Source organism: Kiritimatiella glycovorans, from assembly GCF_001017655.1.
Classification (GTDB): Bacteria; Verrucomicrobiota; Kiritimatiellia; order Kiritimatiellales; family Kiritimatiellaceae; genus Kiritimatiella; species Kiritimatiella glycovorans.
Window position 1 is genome coordinate 2,022,817 of the sequence record NZ_CP010904.1, and the last position, 22,023, is coordinate 2,044,839.

Sequence of the window (22,023 nt, forward strand, 5' to 3'; positions counted from 1 at the left end):
CATGGCCGCGAAAAAAGAACAGATTACCGGGAACATGCTGATCGCGCAGAGCGGCGGTCCGACCGCCGTCATCAACCAGAGCCTGGTCGGGGCGGTGCTGGAAGCGAAAAACCAGGACTGCATCCAGCGCATCTACGGTGCGCGCCACGGCATCCAGGGCATCCTGAATGAAGATTTCATCGACATGAAACGTGAGCCGAAAAAGGTGCTCGAACAGGTCGCGCAGACGCCCTCGTCCGCACTCGGTTCCGTGCGCCGCAAGCCGACGGCGGAAGACTGCGCGAAGATCTTCGACGTCCTCCAGCGTTATGACGTGCGCTACTTCTTCTACATCGGCGGCAACGACTCCGCCGAAACCGCGCATATCATCAACGAGGAAGCGCGCAAGGCGAAATACGACCTGCACTGCTTCCACATCTGCAAGACGATCGACAACGATCTGCGCCAGAACGATCACACCCCCGGTTTCGGCAGCGCCGCTAAATTTGTGGCGCAGGCGTTCATGGGCGACAACCTCGACAACCGCGCCCTCCCCGGCGTCAAGATCAACGTCGTCATGGGCCGTCACGCCGGATTCCTCACCGCCGCCTCCGCGCTGGCGCGGCAGGACGAGGACGACGGTCCCCACCTGATCTACCTGCCCGAGCGCCCGTTCCGGATGACGCAGTTCGTCCGGGACGTGAAGGCGACGGTCAAGCAGTACGGCCGCTGCGTGGTCGCGGTCTCGGAGGGGATCGCCGACGGCAATGGAACGCCGATCGTGCAGAAAAATCTCAAGACCGGCGAAAAGGACTCGCACGGCAATGTACAGCTCAGCGGCACCGGCGCACTGGGCGACATTCTGGCCGCGGAGATCAAGGACAAGACCCCCATCAAGCGCGTCCGCGCCGACACGTTCGGCTACCTGCAGCGCTCGTTCGCCGGCTGCGTGTCGGAAGTCGACGCCGCCGAAGCCCGGCGCGTCGGCGAAGAGGCCGTCCGGTGCGCCGCCACCGGCGGGAAGAGCGGCAGCATCGCCATCAAGCGCAAAAACAGCAAGCGCTACGCCGTCGAGTACAGGCGCGTTCCGCTCAAAAGTGTGGCGAAAGAGACCCGGCACATGCCTGACTCGTTCATCAACAAAGACGGCAACGACGTGACGAAGCGTTTCATCGACTACGCCCGCCCGCTACTCGGTGAAATTCCTTTGATGGGCCGGCTCAAGCAGGTCGTGGTGAAAAAGAAGGACTGATCCCGTCCCGGAATCGCGAAAGGCCCGGCTTGAAAGGCCGGGCCTTTTTTGTGCCTGTCATGGAGTCGCCGTGTCGATATTTACGAGACCGATTCAGATCAGCGCCTGCTCGCTCTCGCGGTCGAAGATGTGGGCGCGGTCGATCATCAGGGACAATTTTATATCCTGATTCACCCCGGGGTTCTCGGTTCCCTCCACGCGCGCAACAAACGAATGGCGTTCCGTGGAGAGGTAGAGGATGGTCTCAGATCCCATCGGTTCCACGACTTCCACACGCGCCGTGATCTGCTGCGCCTCGCTTTCACCCGAGGCGTATACGGCATCCTTGATGTCTTCGGGGCGAATTCCGAACGTCACCTCCCGACCCGCATGCGACTGCAGTTCCGCTGCCTGGCGGGATGAGAGCGCGAGTTTGAAATCGTAGCCGTTGAACATCAGGCCTTCCGGGGTCTGTTCCAGCTCGCCGTCGAAAAAGTTCATCGGCGGACTGCCTATAAATCCGGCGACGAATTTATTGGCGGGGTTACGGTAGATTTCCATCGGTTCCGCGACCTGCTGGATCAGGCCGTCTTTCAATACGCAGATCCGGTCGCCGAGCGTCATCGCCTCCACCTGGTCATGGGTCACGTAGATCATCGTCGAGTTCAGCCGCGTGTGCAGCTTGCTGATCTCGGTGCGCATCTGAACACGCAGCTTCGCGTCGAGATTCGAGAGCGGTTCATCGAAGAGGAATGCGGCGGGTTTGCGAACGATCGCGCGCCCCACAGCCACACGCTGACGCTGTCCGCCGGAGAGGGCCTTAGGTTTCCGTTCCAGATATCCGGTCAGACCGAGGATCTCCGCCGCCTCGTGCACGCGGCGGTCGATCTCCTCACCGGGATACTTCCGCAGCTTCAGCCCGAAGGCCATGTTCTTGTACACAGACATGTGGGGGTAAAGCGCATAATTCTGGAACACCATGGCGATGTCGCGGTTTTTCGGCGGCACGTCGTTCACGTGCCGGTCGCCGATATACACGTCCCCGCGCGTGATTTCCTCCAATCCCGCCACCATGCGCAACGTGGTCGATTTTCCGCACCCCGAGGGGCCGACCAGAACCATGAATTCCCGGTCGCGGATGTCCAGTTCGACATCTTTGACCGCCTCCACCTCTCCCGGAAAAACCTTCCAGACCTTGTCCAGCCTAACCTGCGCCATCGTCCACGTCCCTCATTTGTAGATAATTTAATAATTCAGCCCGTTAATCTGCAACAATTTGTCCGCGACTTCAAATGAAAAGAGGGGGGTTGCGGCAGCATCTCACGGCATTTCGGGAGAGCACATCACGCTTGAAACCGGTCCTGCTTTCGAGGATTATGCGCGTTTGGATCGTTCGAGGATACAGGTATGTCCGTACTAAATCCCATAGCGTTTCTGGCCCCCGGAGGCCCGGAGCTGGTTATCATCATGCTGGTGCTGATCATGCTGTTCGGCGCCAAGGATGCACCGCGCGTACTGCGCAAGATTCAGGACTTCTTCGACCACGTGCGCCGGATCGCCAACAGCTTCAGACACGAGATGATGTACAGCGACCTCCACGAAGACCGCGCGGGGTCGGCGGAAGATCACACCCTCCCCGAAGACTACGAAGACGCCGAATTTCTCGAGTACGAGGACGGCGAGGAGGGGTGGAATCCGGAACCCGGGCCTGAATCGCCTGAACCGGAGGGCGGGGCGCCCGAAGATACCGGACACGGATCCGGGAGCGAACCCGAACCGGACGGGCGGGATCGCGCCCCCTCTACGCCGCCCGAATCGTCCGACACACCACCCCCGGCCGGGCCGCACGATGAGAAAGATTAAGCAAAAGTGGACGGAGCGGTTCGCCTATGACGAGGAGGACCGCCCCTTTCTCGACCATCTCGAGGCCTTCCGGGTGACCCTGATCCGGTGCGTCATCACGGTCGTGGTGACGATGCTGATCTGCATCCCGCTCGCGCCGTTCATTATCCGGACCCTGCAGCGCCCGCTGAAACGGTCGATCGAGGATCCCAGCTCGCTACTGATCTCGATGCAGGTGGCGGGTGCGTTTACGCTGACCATGAAGGTGGTCTTCGCGAGCGGGATCATTCTCGGCGCCCCGGTGCTCCTCTTCTATATCGGCGAGTTCGTGCTCCCGGGAATCAAGGAGACCGAGCGCAAATGGGTCCTGCGCTTCATCGCCGCCTCCGGCGTCCTGTTCGCCGTCGGCGTGGCGATGGGCTACCTCGTCACCCTCCCCCTCGCCCTGCGGGTCATGCTCAAGATCCATGAATGGATTCATGTGGGGCCGATGTGGACGATCAACAGCTACATCGGGTTCGCGCTCCAGCTCCTGCTCGGGTTCGGGCTCGCGTTCGAGCTGCCCGTCATCCTTTTCATCCTGGGCAAAATGGGGATTGTGGATTCGCGCCAGCTCAGACGCTACCGCCGACACGTGATCATCGGCCTGCTCGTCATGGCCATGATCCTCACCCCGCCCGACATCACGACCCAGGTGCTGATGGCTCTGCCCTTGATCGTGCTCTACGAGTGCTGTATATGGTTACTCTGGTTTACGGGGGAAAAGCAGGAAACGGAAGACGCGGAGCCGGAGACGGCGCCCGATACGACCGGAACGGATGAGGGCGCGTCGCCGCCCGAAGACTCGGGAGAGGACATATGAACACTGTCGGCTTTATGGGCGGTCTGCCGGGCGGACCGGAAATCCTGATCATTCTCTTCGTAATCCTGCTGCTCTTCGGGGGCAAGAAGCTGCCCGAACTGGCGCGTTCGCTCGGCAAGAGCCTGGGCGAGTTCAAACGCGGCCAGAAAGAAGGCAACGAATCCCTGAGCAGCCTTGAGGATAAGACCCAGGACGAGCTTGAGGAAGGCGAATCCAAAGGGGCCGGTAACGACGAAAAAACCGCCCCGCAGAACGCCGGGTCGGGAACGGAAGACCGGACCAAGGTGTCCTCCTGATCGCCGCTCCGAGCCCTCCCGCACTTCCGGCTTGACTCTGTTTTTCGGCTCCGCTACCCTTTCTTTCCTTAACGGCTAACGGCTGATGGAACGCGGATCGCTCAGGCGGTACGCTGTTCGCTTGCCGGACGGTCCTGCGCGGAGACCTTGCGCTCCCGCACCGTCCGCGAGTCGCCCGATATTTCCGCCGCAGAAAGGCGCAGGCGTCTACCGGACGCGCGCCGCGGCCTGCAGATGCGCGAAAGGAGCTGAATCGTTCGCGCGCCACTAATACGAAAGGAGAAACGTTTTGGAAAAACTCAAACACGATAAGCCGGGGCTGCCCTCTTCGCTCTACCGTCCTCTGACGGAAGGCGGCGTGGAGAACATCGCCGACGCCGCGTTCGAGGTGCTCGAAAAATCGGGCATGGCCGTCTACTCCGAGACCGCCTTCGAGGCGCTCAAAGCCGCGGGCGCGCAGACCGATTCCGCCTCCCGGACCGTCCGCTTTCCCCGGTCGATGGTCGAGGACGCGATTGCGTCCAATCCCTCCTCCGTCACGCTTCACGCCCGCGACCCCGAATATAATGCCGTACTGGAAAAGAACCGGGTTCACTACGGCACCGGCGGAACCGCGATCTATGTGATCGACCCGATCACCGGCGAACGGCGCCAGTCGAATCTCTCCGACGTCGCGCTCAATGCGCGCATGGTCGACGCGCTCGATCACATCCATGTCTTCACGATCAACGTCTTTCCCAACGAGATCACCGATCCCGATCTGATCGACACCAACCGCTTCTTCCACGCCCTCAATCACACCCGCAAGCACGTCATGGGCGGCATCTACTCGATGAAGGGCTGCCGCAGCGTGGTCAAAATGGCCGAGATGATCGCCGGCGGCGAGGGCGCGCTGCGGGCCAAACCCTTCGTCTCGTTCATCACGCTGATCATCAGCCCGTTCAAGATCGACGACAGCTACGGCGAGATCACCTGCTACCTCGCGCAGGAGCACCTCCCCGTGGTGGTGCCCACAGAGCCGATCTGCGGCACGACCGCCCCGATCACCCTCGCGGGCAACGTCCTGACGCACACGGCCGAGACGCTCGCAGGCATCACCCTCGTGCAGTCGGTCAGCCGGGGCGCCCCCGGCATCTGCGGGAGCGTGGGATCGACCACCAACCTCAGCAACATGGACCATCTCGGCGGATCGATCGAGCGGGCCATGATCAATTCCGCCGTCTCGCAGATGGCGCAGCACTTCGAGATCCCGCTCTATTCGACCGGCGGCACCTCGGACGCGAAGGAGGTCGACGTCCAGGCCGCGTACGAAACCTCGATGTCCAGCCTGCTCGTGGCCATGTCGGGAGCGAATTACATCCACGACATCGCCGGTCTCATGGAGGCCGACCTCACCGTGGCCTACGACAAGCTGGTGCTCGACAACGAGATCCTCGGCATGTGCCAGCGGGTACTCCGCGGCGTGGAGGTCAACGATGAAACCCTCGCCAAGGACCTGATCATCGAAAAGGGACCCACGGAGGATTACCTCACGGAGGAACATACCATCGAGCACATGCGCGACGAGTTCTTCGTCCCGAAGCTCGCGAACCGGGATAAGCGCGAGCACTACGACGCCGGGAACAGCGCCCTCGCCCGCGCACGCAAGTACGTGCAGGAATTCTGCGAGACCCCGCCCGGGAATCTGCTCGACGAGAATCTCCGGACGCAGATCCGCACGGAATTTCCGGAAATCCGGGACGTATAGCGCGAACCGTCACAGAGCAAAACGGAGCAGTCCGTGCCCCTGCACCTGCGGGGGCACGATCCTACCACGAAACGACAGGAGCAGATGACGATGACGAACGCCACGAAGCAACGCGAAGGGGTGCTGGTTAAACCGAAGTGCCGGCTCTCGGAAGACCAGATCGCACAGATCGACCGGATGTCCCGCGAACTTCTCGAAAACCCGGGACTGATCTGCTACAATGCGCAGACGGCCGAACTGCTGAAAGAGGCCGGGGCCGAGGTCCAGGAGGAGACCTCGGAATACACCCGCATCCGCATCCCCTCGAGCCTGATCGACCGCGTCGTCGAAAGTGCGCCCTCAACCGTCACCCTCGGCGCCCGCAACCCGGACAACCGGCTGGTCCTCGACGCGCACGAGCCGCGCGTACGCTTCGGCAGCGGGTCGGAAACCAATTTCTGGCTCGATCTGGATTTCGAAAACGGCAAGCCTGTCTTCACGCGCAAACCCGGATCGATCGAACAGCTCTGCCGGACCGCCCGGCTCTGCGACCGGCTCGAAAACCTCGATTTCTTTATCCGCTGCATCAATATCCGTGACCGGGACATCGACGAGACCAACAAGGACGTCAACAAGTTCCTCGCCAGCCTGAATAACATCACCAAACACGTGCAGGCGGGCCTCACGTCGCTGGACGCGCTCGAGGATGTGCTCAACATCGGCCGGATCATCGCGGGCGGCGAGGACGCCTTTCGCGAGAACCCCGTGCTCTCGTTCATCACCTGCGTCATCAAGAGCCCGATGCAGGTGACCGACGACACGGCGGACAAGCTGATCGCCATCGCACGCGCCGGGGCGCCGGTGGTCATCTCGAGCTGTCCGATGGGCGGCGCGACGGGGCCGTTCGACGAGTTCGGCATGGTCGCGCAGATCAACGCCGAGCTGCTCGCCGGCGTCTGCATCAACCAGTGCGCGAACCCCGGCGCCCCCGTCCTCTACGGGGCCGTTCCGGTGCGCACGCGGCTGGACAACCTGAACGACATGTACGGGGCTCCGGAATTCGTCCATTACAACCTCGACTGCGCCCAGATGGCCCGCCACTACGGCCTCCCCTGCTACTCGACCGCGGGCGTGGCCGACACGTCGGAACCGGGCATCCAGGCCACCGTCGAAAAGATGCTGACCTACATGACGGTGCCTCAGGGCGGTGCGCAGTATATCCACTACGCCTTCGGGCTGCTCGAGCGCACGAACACGTTCTCGCCCGAACAGGCGATCCTCGACGACGCCCAGATCGGCATCGCGAAGCGCGCCCTGGCCGAACCGGACGTGTCGGAAGAGCGGTACGACGAGGTCCGCGATACGATCCGCGAGGTCATGGACTCGGACCACAAGTCCTACGTCTACCACCTCCCCCTCCCGACCGAGGAACCCGTCTACGTCGCCTACCCTTACGAAGACGGCGACGAGGGACCGCTCAAGGCCGCGCAGGAACGCTACCGCGAGATCCTCGCCGAGCCCGCGGAACCGCTTCCGGAAGATATCCTGCAACGGCTGCGCGACGAAGTGCCCGGCATTCTCGACGCGACGCTCAAGAGCTGAAGCGACCCATCCCCAACGACGACAAGGAGCGACATCATGGCCCCGAACTACAAAGCCGACGACCAGATGCCCGCCTACAGCGAGGCCGTAAAGAGCGGACTCTACGCCAAGAAGAGCGGGCTCACCGGCAAGTACGACAACGTGCGGCGCTACTGGGAGGACGAGATCACGCGTCATTTCCTCTACCGCCCCATCCACCAGGCGGTGGAACGCTGCCGCTGCGAGATGCGCCGGCTGCGCATCATGGACCTCGGCTGCGGAAGCGCCGACGGCTACGAGCTGCTGGCCGGCATCCGCGACCGGGATTCCGACCTGCAGGACGACGAGGTGCACCTGCTCGACCCCGATGTGCTCGGACTCTATCACGGCACGGACCTGAACGAGGATCTGCTCGACCAGGGCCGCGCGATCTACGGGAACGATCCCAAGCTGCGCTTCTCCCAGGCGGACTTTTCTCAGGGCATCCCGATCGAGAAAGGCGACAAGCCCTACGACCTGTACTTCACGTCGTTCGGAACCTGCTCGCACCACACCGACGACCGGAGCTTCGTGCGGATGATGACGGATATCGCGCGCAAGACCGAGAGCTACGCGGTGGTGGTCTGCGACTGGCTCGGGCGTTATTCGTATGAATGGCAGACGCTCTGGACCAACGATCCCTCACAAAACCGGGTGATGGACTACGTGGTCTCGTACATCTACGACAAGGAGGAACGCGAGCAGCGGCGCGATGAACTCCAGCACCTGAACCTGCGGCTGATGAGCCGTCCGGAGATCGATAAGCTCATCGCCCAGGCGTCGCAGCGCGCGAAGGTCGAGATCAAGCCCACGCGCTTCTTCGACCGTTCGGTCTTCGTCGGCCGCCACCTCGACACCGGCGAGTACAATCCCCACGCGCAGCCGATCCGCGCCGCGGTCAACTCGCTGCACGAACCGAACCAGCGAACCGACCTCAGCACGCTGCTGATCAACTACTGCCCGCGCGAGGGGTTCGAAACCATCAACGACTACTTCGAAAACCTCCAGCTCTGCTGGAACACGGTGGTCAAGGACGCGATGAAGCAGCTCGTCAATTACAACCCGGACCGCCAGGAATACATGGAGAAACCGCCCCCCATCCCCAATTCCTACCCCCAGGTGCTGCGCACCGCGCTGGAACGCATGCGGCGGATCATTGAAGGCGTCGGGTGGCTGCACGCCGGCCTGCCCCGCGAGAACATCATCGAGCCCCAGCTCGGGTACGCGCTCCGCTCGCTGGAGATGGGCCTCCAGCGGGGACAGGGCTGCTCGCACGGCCTCGTGGGCGTGTTCGAAATCGACAAAACGGGGAAATAGCCATGTGCGGAATCGCCGCTCTCTGGAATCAGCGCAACGACGCCATGCTCGACGCCATGCTCGAGCGGGTGGTTCACCGCGGGCCCGACGAACACGGGACGCACCACAACCGCCGCGGGTCGCTCGGCCACCGGCGTCTTTCGATCATGGATCCGGAGGGCGGACACCAGCCGATCCTGTCCGGCGACGGCCGCCGCGCCGTCATCGCCAACGGGGAGATCTACAACTTCCCGTCGCTCCGCCCGGAGCTGGAGAAGGAGCACCGATTCCGTTCGCGCAGCGACAGCGAGGCTCCGCTCCATCTCTATGAGGACCTCGCCGACCGCGCCGCGGACCGGCTGGACGGCATGTACGCCTTCGTGGTGGCCGACGACGAGCAGCTCTATGCCGCGCGCGATCCGGTGGGCATCAAGCCGCTGTACCTGGGCCGGACGCCGGAGGGACCGGTCTTCGGTTCGGAACTCAAACAATTCGACGGGCTCACCTCGGAGGTCAGGGAATTCCCCCCCGGCACCTGTTATCACACGGAACACGGCTGGCGGACCTTCGCCCCCATCCCCGAGAGGGAACCCGAAGAAGGCCGGAGCACGGAGGACTGGTGCTCGGAAATCCGCACCACCCTCACGAACTCCGTGACTAAACGCATGATGAGCGACGTACCCGTGGGCGCGTTCCTCTCCGGCGGACTCGACAGCAGCCTGATCGCGGCGATCATCCGTCGGCAGGTCGAGGAGCTGCACACGTTCTCGGTGGGGGTCGAGGGCAGCCGCGATATCCAGGCCGCCCGCCTCGTGGCCCGCCACATCGGCAGCATCCACCACGAGTACGTCTTCACCGAAGAGGAAGTGCGGGACGCCCTGCCCGAGATTCTCTATCATCTGGAATCCTTCGACCAGGACCTGGTGCGCAGCGCGATCCCCTGTTACTTCACCTCGCGCCTCGCCGCGCAGCATGTGAAGGTCATCCACACGGGAGAAGGCGCCGACGAACTTTTCGCGGGATATACCTATGTGAAGGACATCGATCATCACGACGACCTGCACAACGAACTCTACCGCAGCGTGACCGCGCTGCATAACATCAACCTGCAGCGGGTCGACCGCCTCACCATGGCCCACTCACTCGAAGGCCGCGTGCCGTTTCTGGATCTGGACATGATCGAACTGGCCCAGCGGATTCCCGCCCGCTTCAAGCTCTGGAGAGACGAGCAGGGTCAGCCGGTGGAGAAGTGGATTCTGCGCAAGGCGTTCGAGGATTTGCTCCCGGAGGAAATCGTCTGGCGCGGCAAGGAACAGTTCGACGAAGGCAGCGGAACGGTGGATATCATCGAGCGCGGCATCCGCCATTTCATTCGTCCGGAGACGGCCGCGGAGTACAGCCGCTCGCAGTCCGGACACCGTCTGCGCTCCCCGGAAGAATGCGCCTACCACAAGGTCCTCGCCGACCAGTTCGAAACCCCGGAACTCGTCCTCAGCAATGTCGGCCGCTGGGCCGACCGCCCGGAGGGTAACGAACTCCCCGGTTAAACTCAGCAGCGGCTTCCGTCCTCTGAAGTGACTTCAACCCGTTTTTCTCTCGCCAAGCCGCCAAGGTCGCCAAGGATTTTCTTCCTTTGGGGGAGCACGATTCCTTTGCCTGTGCTCTTCTCATTCCTCTTTGCGAGATTCATTGCTTATGTTTATGAACTGATCTTCATTGTTCCCTTGCACGCCGGGTAACCGGAGCAGCCCCAGAAGGGCTTCCCGGCCATATTCCCGGTTTTCGCGGTGCGTTTGATCATCGGCTTGCCGCACCTGGGACAGTCCGGCGGTGATCCGGAGCCGCCGTCACCGGACCCGGAGTTCTCCCGCGGGCGCGCGCCATCCCCCGCCCGCGCCAGCGCGTGTCCTTCGCGGTGTCCGCCCTGATCCCCGAACTTGTTTTCCATCGAAGCGATCCGGCGATCGAGCAGGTCGTTTACCCGTTCGATCAGGCAGATCACCGCGTTGGCCGTTACGGCCGGATCGTCGTGTTCCAGCCAGCGTGCGTAAAGGGCTTCGCGCTCCTGGTCGGTCAGATCCGACCGACCGGATCCCTCCACGGCCTGCACAGCAGCCGCTTCAGACCCCTCGTCCTCCCAGAGCGGCAGGCGCCGGCGCCGCAGGATGTCCTCAAAGTCGAGCAGCAGCTCCTCCAGCCTCGCACGCGCCGCATTCATCCGCCGGAGTTCCGTCCGGGGAGAGGACGCGGAGTGGCGGCACGCTCCCACGATGTGCAGCCGCCCCGAACGCGCGGCCCGGATCATCCGTTCCGCGGCCCCGGATTCCGATTCCAGGTGTTTTCTGCCGAACCGGTACGTGGCGTCGTAGATGAGGGTGGCGGTCTGGAAGCTGCGGGTGCGGCGGTATCCTCCGTCGGTGCGTGGTTTTCCGGACATGGGACGGCTCCTGGTTGGGGGTGAAAAACCGGGAGTGGACTCGGGAAAAGTTCGAGACGGATAAGCAGACGACCAGAATCCGGTTAAACTCTGTTGCCCTTTTGTCCGCGCCCCGCATTCAGGATCAGTCCGATCATCGCGCCGGTGACGATCAGGCTCGATCCGCCGTAGCTGATAAAGGGCAGCGGAAGACCTTTGGTGGGAAGACAGCCGGTGACCACCCCCATGTTGATCAGGCCCTGAAGGGTGATCATGAAAACCACGCCCAGCACCGTATGGCGCATAAACCGGTCGCCGGCCGCCGTCGCCACACGCATGCCGCAGAGAAAGAACACCACGAACAGGAGGAGCACGGCGCCGCTGGCGATGAGCCCCAATTCCTCCGCCATGATCGCGAAAATGAAATCCGTATGGGCCTCCGGAAGGTAGAACCGCTTCTGAATGCTCTCCCCGAGGCCGACGCCGCAGAGCCCGCCTTCTCTGAAGGCGCACAGCGAATTGACGAGCTGCCACGCGTCGCTGCGCACATATTCACCCGGATTGAGAAAGGCCAGGATGCGGCCCATCCGTTCCGGGTTGTGCATGATCAGGATGCTCAGGGCCGACATGCCGAGCAGCCCCACAATGATGATATATCCCACGTGCGCCCCCGCCGCATACATCAGCAGGAGTCCCGAAAACAGGACCAGCATGGTCGTGCCGAAATCCGGTTCAAACAGGATGAGCACGCCGGTGAGCCCCAGGCAGGCCAGCGGCATCAGGAATCCCTTCCGGATCTCGCTTCCCTTCCTCCACCGCGGCGACATCCACCAGGCGATCAGCAGGATGGATCCCAGCTTGGCGGCCTCCGAGGGCTGGAACGTGACCGCGCCCACTTTAATCCAGCGATGGCTGCCGTTCACCTCGTGGCCGATCACGGGAAACCAGACCGCGAGGAGCAGAAGCAGCGAGACCCCCCAGGCCGGAAGGGCCCAGCGCCGCAGATAATCCGCGGGGATACGGGCGGTGATCAGCGCCGCCGCGAATGCAAGGACCAGCCATATCGCCTGTCGCTTGACAAAAAAATAAGGATCGCCGAAGCGGTGGGCGGCGCTCACGCTGCTCGCGCTGGCCAGCATTACGAATCCGAAGGTGGCGAGAATAAGCACGGCCCCGACCAGAAGCCGCAGCGCATAGGATCCGTCCTGACCGCGCGCGGCATCCTGATCGGTCGAAGACCACGCCATGCGCCTCAATCTCCGACGGGTACGAGGATGGTCTGCCCCTGCTGAAGCTGAACCGGGCCTCTGAGCTCGTTAAGGTCCCTGAGTTTATCGACGGTGGTCGCGTACTGGCGGGCGATCTCCTCGAGCGTCTCACCGGGATAGACCACGTGTTCCATGACCGTCGGGGCCGCGGCCGGGGACTCCGCCTCTTCCTCCTCGGCGGGGGCCTCCCCTTCGGGAGCCGCGGGAGCCGCCGGTTCCGGCGTCATCGCCGGGGTGGACTCTTTTTCGCCGTCTTCCGGTCTTTCGCGTTCAGGCGGCTCCGCGGCAGACGTTGTTGTTCCGCCCGGAACCACCAGTTCCTGGCCGACGATGATCCGGTCGCCGCGAAGGCCGTTGACGTCGCGGAGTCTGTCGAGGGCCACGTTAAAACGCTGCGCGATTTGCGAAAGCGTGTCTCCGCTCTTGACCACGTAGATCTCTCCGTCGCCGGCCTCCGCGCCGGACTCCCGCACCGCGCCGGGCGAAGGCGCCGACGGCCGGGCGGCGGGTTCGGCCGCATAGGGAGGAAGGAGCAGATCCTGGCCGACCACGAGCCGGTCGGGGTTCTGAATCTCGTTGAGTTCGACCAGCGTAGACACACTGATGTCATGCCGGTACGCAATGGCAGAGAGGGTATCGCCCTTGCGGATGGTGTAGTGCTTGTACTCGGGCTCGGGCATCGGCGCCGGCTCCGGGGCCATGTCGCTCTCGAAAATCGGTTCCGCGGGAGCCACGGGTTCGGGCTCGCTCACTTCCGGGGGCAGGTCGGTCGGCGGCGGGGGATCCACATGCCGCGGCACACTCACGTTTTCCATCCATTCCGGGGTTGTTGAGCACCCCTGCACCAAAAAAATTCCCGCGGCTACCAGCAGATGCGCCGCCATGACCCAGAAAAGAGCTTTCATCAGTACGTGGCCTCCCGTTCGGTGTGACGCCCGGTGCCCCGAGCGCTTCGCTCTATTTGTATTCATGACACCCCCTCCGGTTCAATGCTTTTCTCGACCAAAGCCCTGAATCGATCGCCGCGCTCCTCGAAATCGCTGAACTGGTCGAAGCTCGTGCCGCCCGGCGAGAGCAGTACCGTATCGCCGCGGCGGGCCTCCCCCGCGGCCGCCCGCACCGCCTCGTCGAGTGTCGAGCACCGGCGGCACGGGCAGGATTCGCGCCACGCCGCGTATAAGGCCTCCTCGGCTTCTCCAATCAGATAGGCGGCCGCCACCCGCGCACGCATCAGCGATGCCAGTCCGTCCGCGCCGTGCTCCTTCATCCGCCCCCCCGCAATGAGTCGGACCGGCCCGGGCTGTGCGCGCACGCCCGCTTCCAGCGCGGCGAGGTTGGTCGCTTTGGAATCGTCCACGAACCGGACCCCCCCGCGCACGGCCACCACTTCCGTGCGATGCGGCAGCGGCGCGAAATCGCGGGCGGCGTCTTCCGCGGCGGTGGGCGGAAGGCCGAGCGTGTCCAGGGCGGCGGCGACGGGGGCGGCTCCTCCGGGGCCGCGGACCGGATCCTCGAACCACGTCCCCCGCACATCCATCCGGAACCCGTCCGGACCTTCCACGCGGCCCTGCGCATACACGTAATCCGCCTCCGTCTCTCCGAAGCTCACCCGGCGCCCCCGGGCGCCGGGCGCGGCCGCAAACAGCCGGGCCGCCTGCGCCGCGGGGGCAAGACAGGCGTCCTCCGGACCGCTGTTCTCAAAGATCCGCGCCTTGAGAGCCAGGTAGGTCCGCATGTCCCCGTGCCGGTCAAGGTGGTTGGGCAGCACGTTCAGCACCACCGCCACCCGCGGGCGAAAGCGGTCGACGGTCTCGAGTTGAAACGAACTGACCTCGGCGACCAGCCAGTCGGCGGACTCCCGCACCGCGTCGCTGAGCGGCCGGCCGTAGTTGCCGCACGGCAGGGCCTTCAGTCCCGCGCGGTCCAGCGATTCCGCGAGCCACTTCACCACGCTGCTCTTGCCGTTCGAGCCGGTCACCGCCAGGATCGGCGCGTGCGCGAATCGAGCCCCGAGTTCCAGTTCCCCGATCACCGGCACCCGCGCCCGGCGGCAGGCCTCGACCCACGGATGGGAGCGTTCGAAGCCGGGACTGACTACGGCCACGTCGGCGCGCAGCTCCGCGGGCGGCGGCTCCTGTTCTCCGGCGGCGACCGTGACGCGCACGCCCTCTGCTTCGAGCAGGGCGGCGGCCGCACGGCCGCTGCGGCCCCATCCCAGTACGAGGGCGGTCTGGTACGGCGCATTCATCGGATCTTGAGGGTGGCAATGCCCAGCAGCGCAAAGATGATGGCGAGAATCCAGAACCGCACCACGATCCTGTTCTCGATAGAATCGGGCGTTCTGCCCTCCGCCTTCGCGCGGGCGAGTTCCTGCTGTTCGAAATGATGATGCAGCGGGGCGCACCGGAAAATGCGCCGGCCTTCCCCGTAACGCCGGCGCGTGTACTTGAACCACCCGCGCTGCAGAATCACGCTGAGGGCCTCGAGCACGAAGACCCCCCCCACGATGAGCAGCACCAGCTCTTGTTTCACGATCAGGGCCACCGCGGCGATCGAACCCCCGATCGCCAGGCTGCCGGTGTCGCCCATAAACACCCGCGCGGGATGGCAGTTGAACCACAGAAATCCGAGCCCGGCGCCCAGCAGCGCGCCGCAGAAGACCGCCAGCTCACCCGCTCCCGCGACGTGAGGAATCTGCAGGTATTCCGCGAACACGGCGTGTCCGGTCGCATAGGCCATGACCAGGTACGCGAGCACCGCCGCGTTACCGCAGCCGACCGCCAGTCCGTCGAGGCCGTCGGTCAGGTTGACGGCGTTGGACGAACCGGCCATCACGCCGAACACGAAAACCAGCGTGAACACGAACCCCATCGCCGGCACGACCGGATCTTTGAGAAAAGGAATAAAGAGCTGCTGCGTGCGCTCGCGATTGGCTTCGTCCTGCCACAGGTACCACAGCAGCGCCAGCGCCCAGAGGCCCTGCAACCCGAGTTTGCCCCACTCCCGGAGCCCCGTCGAATTGCGGCATCGGATCTTCAGCACGTCGTCCATCGCCCCGACCGCACCCATGAATACCATCGTGGCCAGGCAGCACCAGACGAGCGGCTCTCCGGGGCGGGCCCAGAGGATCGTCGCCGCCGCCGCGCAGCCCACGATCAGCACTCCCCCCATGGTCGGCGTCCCCGCCTTCACGCGATGGCCGCGCATCACCTCGTCGCCGCGGATCTGCTGGCCTATGTTCCACTGGCTCAGTCTGCGGATCACCAGGGGGCCGAAGATGAGGCTCAGCACGAACGCCGTACCCGCCGCCCCGAAGGTCCGCACGGTGATGTAGCGGAAAATCCGCAGCACCGACCAGACCTCGGTCCACTCATGCAGATCATAGAGCATATCCGACGAATCCCCTCCACCACCCCGCGGGGTGTCCTCGCTTGCCTTCCTACTCCGTGAGCGTCCTGTACCGGTCCAGCACGGTCTCCAGCCGCTCGCTTCTCGATCCCTTGAAGAGCACGCAATCGCCGGGCGCAACCCGCTCGCACAGCAGCCGCGCGGCCTCTTCGGGCGTATCCGCGTGGACCCAGTGACCCGGACCGGCATCATGAATCATCCGCGCCCGGGCGCCGACCGTAATCACCTCCGCCAGGGGAAGTTCCGCGGCGACCTCCGCGATGGCGCGATGCTGTTCGCCCTCCATGTCCCCGAGTTCGCTCATTCCGCCCAGCACCGCCCAGCACCGGCCCCCGTCCGCCATCCCGGCGAGGGTGCTCAGAGCGGCGCGCATCGACACCGGGTTGGCGTTGTAGGCATCGTTGATCAGCCGGACCCCGCCGCGATCCGTCATCTCCCACCGCATCGGCGCGGTGCGGTATCGCGCCAGCGCCTCCGCGATGTCGTGCGGATCGATACCCTGTTCCAGCGCGGCCGCCGCGGCCCGGGCGGCGTTGCCCGCCGTATGCAGGCCCGGCACCGGGATTTTGAAATCGTGACCGTTCACCGTGATGCCGCCCTCGCCGACCCGTACGCGGTAATCCGCGTCGGCCCGCTCCGCCCAGGTGACGCAGCGTCCGCGCAGCAGCGAGCGGAAGCGCCTGAACCAGCGACTGTCGGCGTCCAGCAGCGCCCACCCGCCCTCGGCCAGTTCGGCGAGCAGCGAGGCTTTCTCTTCGGCGATATCCTCCACGGAATTGAAATGCGCCATGTGGACCGGCCCGATCCGGGTCAGCAGCGCGGCGTCCGGCCGGAGCGTACGGCTGAGCATGCGGATCTCGCCCGGGCGGTTCATGCCCAGTTCGAATACCGCCGCCGGGCCGTCGGAGGGACACTTCAGCATACTCATCGGCAGGCCGATATGGTTGTTCCAGTTGCCCGGCGACCGGAACACCTCGCCCCGCACCGCGAGCATGGAGGCCAGCATCTCCTTGACCGTGGTCTTGCCGACGCTCCCGGTAATTCCGAACACCGTGCCGCTCCACTGGCGGCGGTACCCCGCCGCGAGATCGCGGATGGCCGACAGCGGGTCGGCCACCTTCAGCAACGGACCGGACTCGCCCCGGCGGGGCGTGGGTGCGGGGCGATAGTCGCCGGAGACCAGTGCGGCCGCCGCGCCGTGGCGGAAGGCGTCCGGGACGAATTCATGCCCATCGCAGCGCCCCCCCTTCAGCGCCACGTACATCGACCCCGGCGTCACACACCGGCTGTCGTGAACCACGCCGCGCAGGACCACCGGCGGAGCGCCCTTCCACGCCCCCCCGCTCCAGCGGGCCAGGTCTTCCGCTTTGAATTCCGGTATCGGCGTCATCGCTTTTTCTTCTCCGCCAGGTATTCCGCGGCGACTTCACGGTCGTCGAACGGGATCCGGGTGTCCGCGAACTCCTGTACGGTCTCGTGTCCCTTGCCCGCAATCAGCAGGAGGTCGTCTTCGCCGAGCCGTTCGATCCCGCGGCGGATCGCGTCGCGCCGATCGAGCACGATCTCATATTGGTCCTCCGAATCAAAACCCTTTGCGATCTCCGCCGCGATTTGAGCGGGATCTTCGCGCCGGGGATTGTCCGTCGTGATCACCGCCCCGTCGGCCAGGCGCGCCGCCACGCGCCCCATCCTCCCGCGCTTGGCGGTATCGCGGCAGCCGCCGCAGCCGAAGACGACGAACAGCCGGCCCCGGCGGAACTCGCGCAGGGCACCGAGTACGTTCTCGAGCGCATCGTCCGTGTGAGCGTAATCCACCCATACGCGGCGGTCGCCCGCGACGGGTTCCAGGCGACCCGGCACGGGACGCATCCGCTCGAGCGCATGCACGGCCGCGGCGGGGTCCACGCCGAGCGCGCCGCAGGTGGCGATGGCGGCCAGCGCATTGCAGGCATTGAAGCGTCCCGGCAGCGGAAGCATCAGTTCACCGTCGCCCCAGGGGGTCCACAGCCGGAGCCGCGTGCCCTCGCGGCGGATATCGACGACCTCCCCGCGCACATCGGCGCCGGGTGAACATCCGAATCCGATCCGGCCCGAGGCCCCCGCCGGGAGCCGGTCCGCGCGGGGATCGTCCGCATTGATCACGGCGCAGCCGGGTTTGCGCTGCTGTCCGAGCATGGTGAAGAGGCGTCGTTTGACCTCGAAATACTCCTCTTCCGTACCGTGGTAATCCAGGTGTTCCGAGCTCAGGTTGGTGAAGACGGCCGCATCGAATTCGATCCCCCAGACCCGATCCTGGGCGAGGGCGTGGGAGGAGACCTCCAGCACCGCGCTCGTACATCCGTGGTCGACCATCCGCCGCAGCAGACCCTGCAGTTCCGTGGCCTCCGGGGTCGTCCTCGACGCGGGCATCCGGTGTTCGCCGATCTCGTAGCGCACCGTGCCGATCAGTCCCGTCTTTTGTCCCGCCGCCCGCAGAATCGTGCGCACCATGAACGCGGTGGTGGTCTTGCCGTTGGTGCCGGTAATGCCGACCAGTTCGAGATTCGCGGAGGGCCCCTCGAAGCAGGCCCGGGCCAGGGCCGCCAGTGCGCGGCGGGCATCGTCCACACGCACGTAGGGCACGCCGCATTCTCCGGGCTCTTCGCCCGATCCGACGACCGCGACGGCGCCCCGCGCCACGGCCTCGGGAATGAAATCCGCCCCCTCGTGCTCCTGGCCCGGCACGGCGACGAACACATGCCCCGGACGGACCCGGCGGGAGTCATGGCTCACGCCCGTGATCTCCCGGTCCGGCGGCCGCCCGCCCCGCAGTTCGACGTGTTCTAGAAGCTCGCTCAGTTTCATGTCTTACTCAGGTCTCAGGTTTCCCGCTCCCTCTGACTCTGACTCTGACTCTCCCTCTGACTCTGATTCTGACTCTGATTCTGATTCTGACTCTGATCCCCTCAGAATCCTTCCGCCGTATAGAACTCCTCCGTTCCGTCGGCCGGGATGCCGAGAAAGCGGAGCGTCTCTTCGCCTATTTCCGCGAACGCGGGTGCGGCGACCCGTCCACCGGTTCCCCCGTCCTCGGGATCGTCCACGACCACGATAATGCCGATCTCCGGCCGGTCGGCGGGCACGAATCCGACGAAGGAGGCGACGGTGCGGCTGCGCAGGTAGCGGCCGTCCGGTCCGATCTTCTGGGCCGTGCCGGTTTTGCCTGCCACCTCGAACCCCTCGATCGCCGCCTGCGGCGCCGTGCCGCCCTCTCCGGTCACGCGCGCCATCATCGCGCGCATCTGATGCGCCACGCGCGGGGAGACGGCCCGGTCGAGTGGTTCGCGGCGGTTTTCAAGAACTACATCTTCTCCACCGCGGGTGACGCGCTTGATCACGCTCGGACGCAGTCTGCGCCCGTCGTTGGCGATCGTGCAGACGGCGTTGAGCATCTGCAGGGCGGTGACGCCGATCTCGTGTCCCATCGCGAGGCGCGTGATACTGATCTTCGACCACCGTTCGGCGGGGGCGAAGAGCCCGCCCTCCTCGGCCGGGAGTTCCGTACCCGGTTTTTCGCCGAAGCCGAAAGACCGGAAGTACCGTTCCAGCGGTTCTTCCCCGAGGCGAAGCGCGATCTTGGCCGCGCCGATATTGCTCGATTTCTTCAGCACGTCGGCCACCGTGAGCGGGCCGTACGCGTGACCGTGGTATTCGCTGAGCGACCTCCCGCCGTAGTACCACCGTCCGGCCTCGCAGTCGATGATCTCATCGGTCCTGACCGCTCCGGCGTCGAGCGCCGAGGCGACGGTGACGGCCTTCATGGTCGAACCCGGTTCATAGACGAACTCCACGGCCCGGTTGCGGCGCCATTCCGGCCTCGCGTCGCCGTAGCGGTTCGGATCGTAGGAGGGAGCGGATGCCATGGCGAGAATTTCACCCGTCCGGACCCGCTGGACGACGGCCCAGGCCCCGGCCGCGCGATGCCTGGTGAAGGCCTTCTGGACCGCGCGTTCGGCGATGTACTGGATCTGCTGATCGAGAGTGAGGTAGACGTCCGCCCCCGATTCGGGGGGCTGCTCGAGCACGCGCCGCGAATAGATCTCGCGGCCCGATCCGTCGCGCTCGCCCACGCGGCGTCCCGGCGTCCCTTTCAGGTAGCGGTCCATCGCCAGTTCCACGCCCGCGCAGCCGTCGTTGAGCGTATTGGCGAATCCGACGACGTGGGCCATCAGCGGCCCCTTGGGATAATGGCGGCGGTAGGCCTCCTCGAGAAAAACGCCCGGCAGTTCGAGCGCCGTCACGGACTCCGCGGTCTCGGAACTCACATACTTGCGCAGACGGACGTAACGCCGTTTCGGGCGGTCGAGTTTTTCCGCGATTTCGGCTGCGTCGGTCCCCAGAACGCCGGCCAGCCGGGTGGCCACCGAGTCCACCGCACCGTGGCCGAGAATATAGGCCGGATCGGCGCAGACGTGTTTACGCGCCAGATCGAGGGCGAACAGATTCCCGCGGCGGTCCAGTATACGTCCGCGGCGTGCCGCGACCTCCTCGTTGATCTGCTGGGAACCGCGGATCGTCTGCTGGTAGGGCGCTTCCAGGTGAAAGTGCAGCAGGTAAAGGCGGAACCCGAGGCCGGTGAACGCGGCCGCGAAGAAGATCGTGCACAGCACTACCCGTGTTTTACCCCGTCGATTCTTCATTCATATTGCATCCGCCGGCCGGATCCCGCGTCGGAGCGCGCCAGCGAAACCACCCGCTGATCGCCGTCGAACGGATGGATCACGCGGACCACCCGGTCCGCCCGCGGCCGCACCATCCGCAGGTCGTGACTGTGGAGAATACGCTGGAAATTCGCCGGTGTGATCAGGTTGGCCCAGCGGTCCTGCTCGTTGCTCAGTTCCTTGGCCAGCGTCTCGTACCGGGTCTCCATCCGCGTTATGCGGCTGCCCAGCGAATCGCAGCGGAGATTCAGCCACAGATAGACGAATCCCAGGGCCGCCCCGGCGACGAGGAAAAGCGCGAGCGAGACGACCCATACCGGCCCGCTTCTGCGGCGGGACGACCGGCGCCGGTTTCTGCGTTTCTTTTTCATTCCTCTTCTCCCGGTTCGCGCTCCGCGACCCGAAGCTTGGCCGAGCGCGCGCGCGGATTGGCGTGCCGTTCCTCATCACCGGCCATGACCGGTTTCTTCGTAATCCACTTGACGGGGGGCATCAGACCCTCGCGCCGGACCCCGCCCTCCTGCAGGCTGAGCCAGCGCACCCGGTGCGCCCCGACCGTGTGCTTGACGCAACGGTCCTCCAGGCTGTGAAAACTGATCACCGCCAGCCGTCCGCCGGGCGCGAGCACCGACAGGGCCCCCTCCAGCCCCGCCTCCAGGTGTTCCAGTTCGCGGTTCACGACCATCCGCAGCGCTTGAAAGACGCGCGTGGCCGGATGAATCCGCCGTTCGTGACGCCGCCGGGCGCGACAGACGATTTCCGCGAGCCGCGCGGTGCGCGTGATCGGCCCCGACGTGCGCTCGCGAACGATGGCGCGCGCGACCGCGCCCGCCTCGCGCTCCTCGCCGTAGCGGCGGAACCACTCCGCGAGCTGCTCCACATCGGCGCCGTTGACGAGATCCGCGGCCGTGGTGCCGCCGCTGCGGTCCATTCTCATGTCCAGCGGCCCGTCGTGCATGAAACTCATGCCCCGCTCCGCATCGCCGATCTGGAACGAACTGACGCCCAGGTCGAGCAGCACGCCGCTGATCCTCCCCCGCAGCAAGGGGTCAAGCGCGTGCTCGAGTTGCGCATAATTCGCATGGATCATATCGACGCGGTCTCCATAAGCTGAAAGCCGACGGCGCGCGCGCGCCAGGACTTCGCGGTCGCGGTCCATCCCGATCAGCCGGGCCCCGGCTCCGAGTTCCGCCAGCGCGGCGGCGGCATGCCCCGCCCCGCCGATCGTGCCGTCCACGTAAATGCCGTCGGGATCCGTGATCCAGTACTCCAGCACTTCGTCGAGCAGCACCGGCACGTGCTCGTTGCAGTCCGGGTCGGGCTCAGCCGCGGGCTCTGCGGGACAGGCGAACATTTCGCGACTCCTCTCAATTGATCCG

General features: G+C 65.0%; 19 protein-coding genes. 8 read left to right on the forward strand and 11 right to left on the reverse strand.

Annotated features, from left to right (window positions below):
• Window position 1 precedes the first annotated feature (1 nt).
• Window positions 2-1,231 carry a 6-phosphofructokinase gene (locus L21SP4_RS08560; protein WP_201774614.1) on the forward strand — a complete coding sequence of 410 codons (1,230 nt, stop codon included), beginning with the start codon at window positions 2-4 and terminating at the stop codon, window positions 1,229-1,231.
• A 93-nt stretch (window positions 1,232-1,324) separates the two neighbouring features.
• Here L21SP4_RS08560 and L21SP4_RS08565 read toward each other — a convergent pair whose 3' ends face one another.
• On the reverse strand, window positions 1,325-2,428 hold the full coding sequence (locus L21SP4_RS08565) for an ABC transporter ATP-binding protein (RefSeq protein WP_052882258.1): 1,104 nt from the start codon (window positions 2,426-2,428) through the stop codon (window positions 1,325-1,327).
• A 189-nt stretch (window positions 2,429-2,617) separates the two neighbouring features.
• Here L21SP4_RS08565 and L21SP4_RS08570 point away from each other — a divergent pair, with 189 nt between their 5' ends.
• From L21SP4_RS08570 to asnB, 7 genes are all read left to right on the forward strand, one after another.
• Complete coding sequence (locus tag L21SP4_RS08570) at window positions 2,618-3,073, forward strand: twin-arginine translocase TatA/TatE family subunit (RefSeq protein ID WP_052882259.1); 456 nt, start codon at window positions 2,618-2,620, stop codon at window positions 3,071-3,073.
• A complete protein-coding gene (tatC, locus tag L21SP4_RS08575; protein WP_052882260.1) occupies window positions 3,060-3,914 on the forward strand; it encodes a twin-arginine translocase subunit TatC in 855 nt (284 codons plus the stop codon). The genes L21SP4_RS08570 and tatC overlap by 14 nt, the downstream gene beginning before the upstream one ends.
• On the forward strand, window positions 3,911-4,210 hold the full coding sequence (gene tatA, locus L21SP4_RS13525) for a twin-arginine translocase TatA/TatE family subunit (protein WP_052882261.1): 300 nt from the start codon (window positions 3,911-3,913) through the stop codon (window positions 4,208-4,210). Before tatC ends, tatA begins: the two co-directional genes overlap by 4 nt.
• 289 nt (window positions 4,211-4,499) lie before the next feature.
• Entirely contained in the window at window positions 4,500-5,957 is a 1,458-nt protein-coding gene (locus L21SP4_RS08585; RefSeq protein ID WP_052882262.1) for a trimethylamine methyltransferase family protein, read from the forward strand.
• 84 nt (window positions 5,958-6,041) lie between these two features.
• Window positions 6,042-7,538, forward strand: coding sequence for a trimethylamine methyltransferase family protein (locus L21SP4_RS08590; RefSeq protein ID WP_052882263.1), 1,497 nt, complete (start codon window positions 6,042-6,044; stop codon window positions 7,536-7,538).
• 36 nt (window positions 7,539-7,574) lie between these two features.
• Complete coding sequence (locus L21SP4_RS08595; protein WP_052882264.1) at window positions 7,575-8,873, forward strand: class I SAM-dependent methyltransferase; 1,299 nt, start codon at window positions 7,575-7,577, stop codon at window positions 8,871-8,873.
• 2 nt (window positions 8,874-8,875) lie between these two features.
• Window positions 8,876-10,399 carry an asparagine synthase B gene (gene asnB / locus L21SP4_RS08600; RefSeq protein ID WP_052882265.1) on the forward strand — a complete coding sequence of 508 codons (1,524 nt, stop codon included), beginning with the start codon at window positions 8,876-8,878 and terminating at the stop codon, window positions 10,397-10,399.
• A 152-nt stretch (window positions 10,400-10,551) separates the two neighbouring features.
• On the opposite strand, the gene L21SP4_RS08605 is transcribed toward asnB, so the two are convergent.
• The 10 genes from L21SP4_RS08605 to rsmH form a co-directional block, all read right to left on the reverse strand.
• Window positions 10,552-11,289 (reverse strand): topoisomerase DNA-binding C4 zinc finger domain-containing protein, encoded by a 738-nt coding sequence (locus L21SP4_RS08605; protein ID WP_052882266.1) that lies wholly within the window; start codon window positions 11,287-11,289, stop codon window positions 10,552-10,554.
• 83 nt (window positions 11,290-11,372) lie between these two features.
• Window positions 11,373-12,515, reverse strand: a complete 1,143-nt coding sequence (gene ftsW / locus L21SP4_RS08610) for a putative lipid II flippase FtsW (RefSeq protein WP_052882267.1) — start codon at window positions 12,513-12,515, stop codon at window positions 11,373-11,375.
• Window positions 12,516-12,520: 5 nt separating this feature from the next.
• Window positions 12,521-13,441, reverse strand: coding sequence for a LysM peptidoglycan-binding domain-containing protein (locus L21SP4_RS08615; protein ID WP_160300766.1), 921 nt, complete (start codon window positions 13,439-13,441; stop codon window positions 12,521-12,523).
• A gap of 62 nt (window positions 13,442-13,503) precedes the next feature.
• Window positions 13,504-14,784 carry a UDP-N-acetylmuramoyl-L-alanine--D-glutamate ligase gene (murD, locus tag L21SP4_RS08620; protein WP_052882269.1) on the reverse strand — a complete coding sequence of 427 codons (1,281 nt, stop codon included), beginning with the start codon at window positions 14,782-14,784 and terminating at the stop codon, window positions 13,504-13,506.
• Complete coding sequence (mraY, locus tag L21SP4_RS08625) at window positions 14,781-15,926, reverse strand: phospho-N-acetylmuramoyl-pentapeptide-transferase (RefSeq protein ID WP_052882270.1); 1,146 nt, start codon at window positions 15,924-15,926, stop codon at window positions 14,781-14,783. The genes murD and mraY overlap by 4 nt, the downstream gene beginning before the upstream one ends.
• Window positions 15,927-15,975: 49 nt before the next feature.
• A complete protein-coding gene (locus L21SP4_RS08630; RefSeq protein WP_052882271.1) occupies window positions 15,976-17,334 on the reverse strand; it encodes a UDP-N-acetylmuramoyl-tripeptide--D-alanyl-D-alanine ligase in 1,359 nt (452 codons plus the stop codon).
• Window positions 17,331-18,788 (reverse strand): UDP-N-acetylmuramoyl-L-alanyl-D-glutamate--2,6-diaminopimelate ligase, encoded by a 1,458-nt coding sequence (locus L21SP4_RS08635; RefSeq protein ID WP_052882272.1) that lies wholly within the window; start codon window positions 18,786-18,788, stop codon window positions 17,331-17,333. Before L21SP4_RS08635 ends, L21SP4_RS08630 begins: the two co-directional genes overlap by 4 nt.
• 101 nt (window positions 18,789-18,889) lie before the next feature.
• Complete coding sequence (locus L21SP4_RS08640; protein ID WP_082116650.1) at window positions 18,890-20,623, reverse strand: peptidoglycan D,D-transpeptidase FtsI family protein; 1,734 nt, start codon at window positions 20,621-20,623, stop codon at window positions 18,890-18,892.
• The gene (locus L21SP4_RS08645) at window positions 20,620-21,015 is read right to left on the reverse strand and encodes a hypothetical protein (protein ID WP_052882274.1); all 396 of its coding nucleotides are present in this window, start codon (window positions 21,013-21,015) and stop codon (window positions 20,620-20,622) included. The genes L21SP4_RS08640 and L21SP4_RS08645 overlap by 4 nt, the downstream gene beginning before the upstream one ends.
• On the reverse strand, window positions 21,012-21,998 hold the full coding sequence (gene rsmH / locus L21SP4_RS08650; protein WP_052882275.1) for a 16S rRNA (cytosine(1402)-N(4))-methyltransferase RsmH: 987 nt from the start codon (window positions 21,996-21,998) through the stop codon (window positions 21,012-21,014). The genes L21SP4_RS08645 and rsmH overlap by 4 nt, the downstream gene beginning before the upstream one ends.
• Window positions 21,999-22,023: the final 25 nt, after the last annotated feature.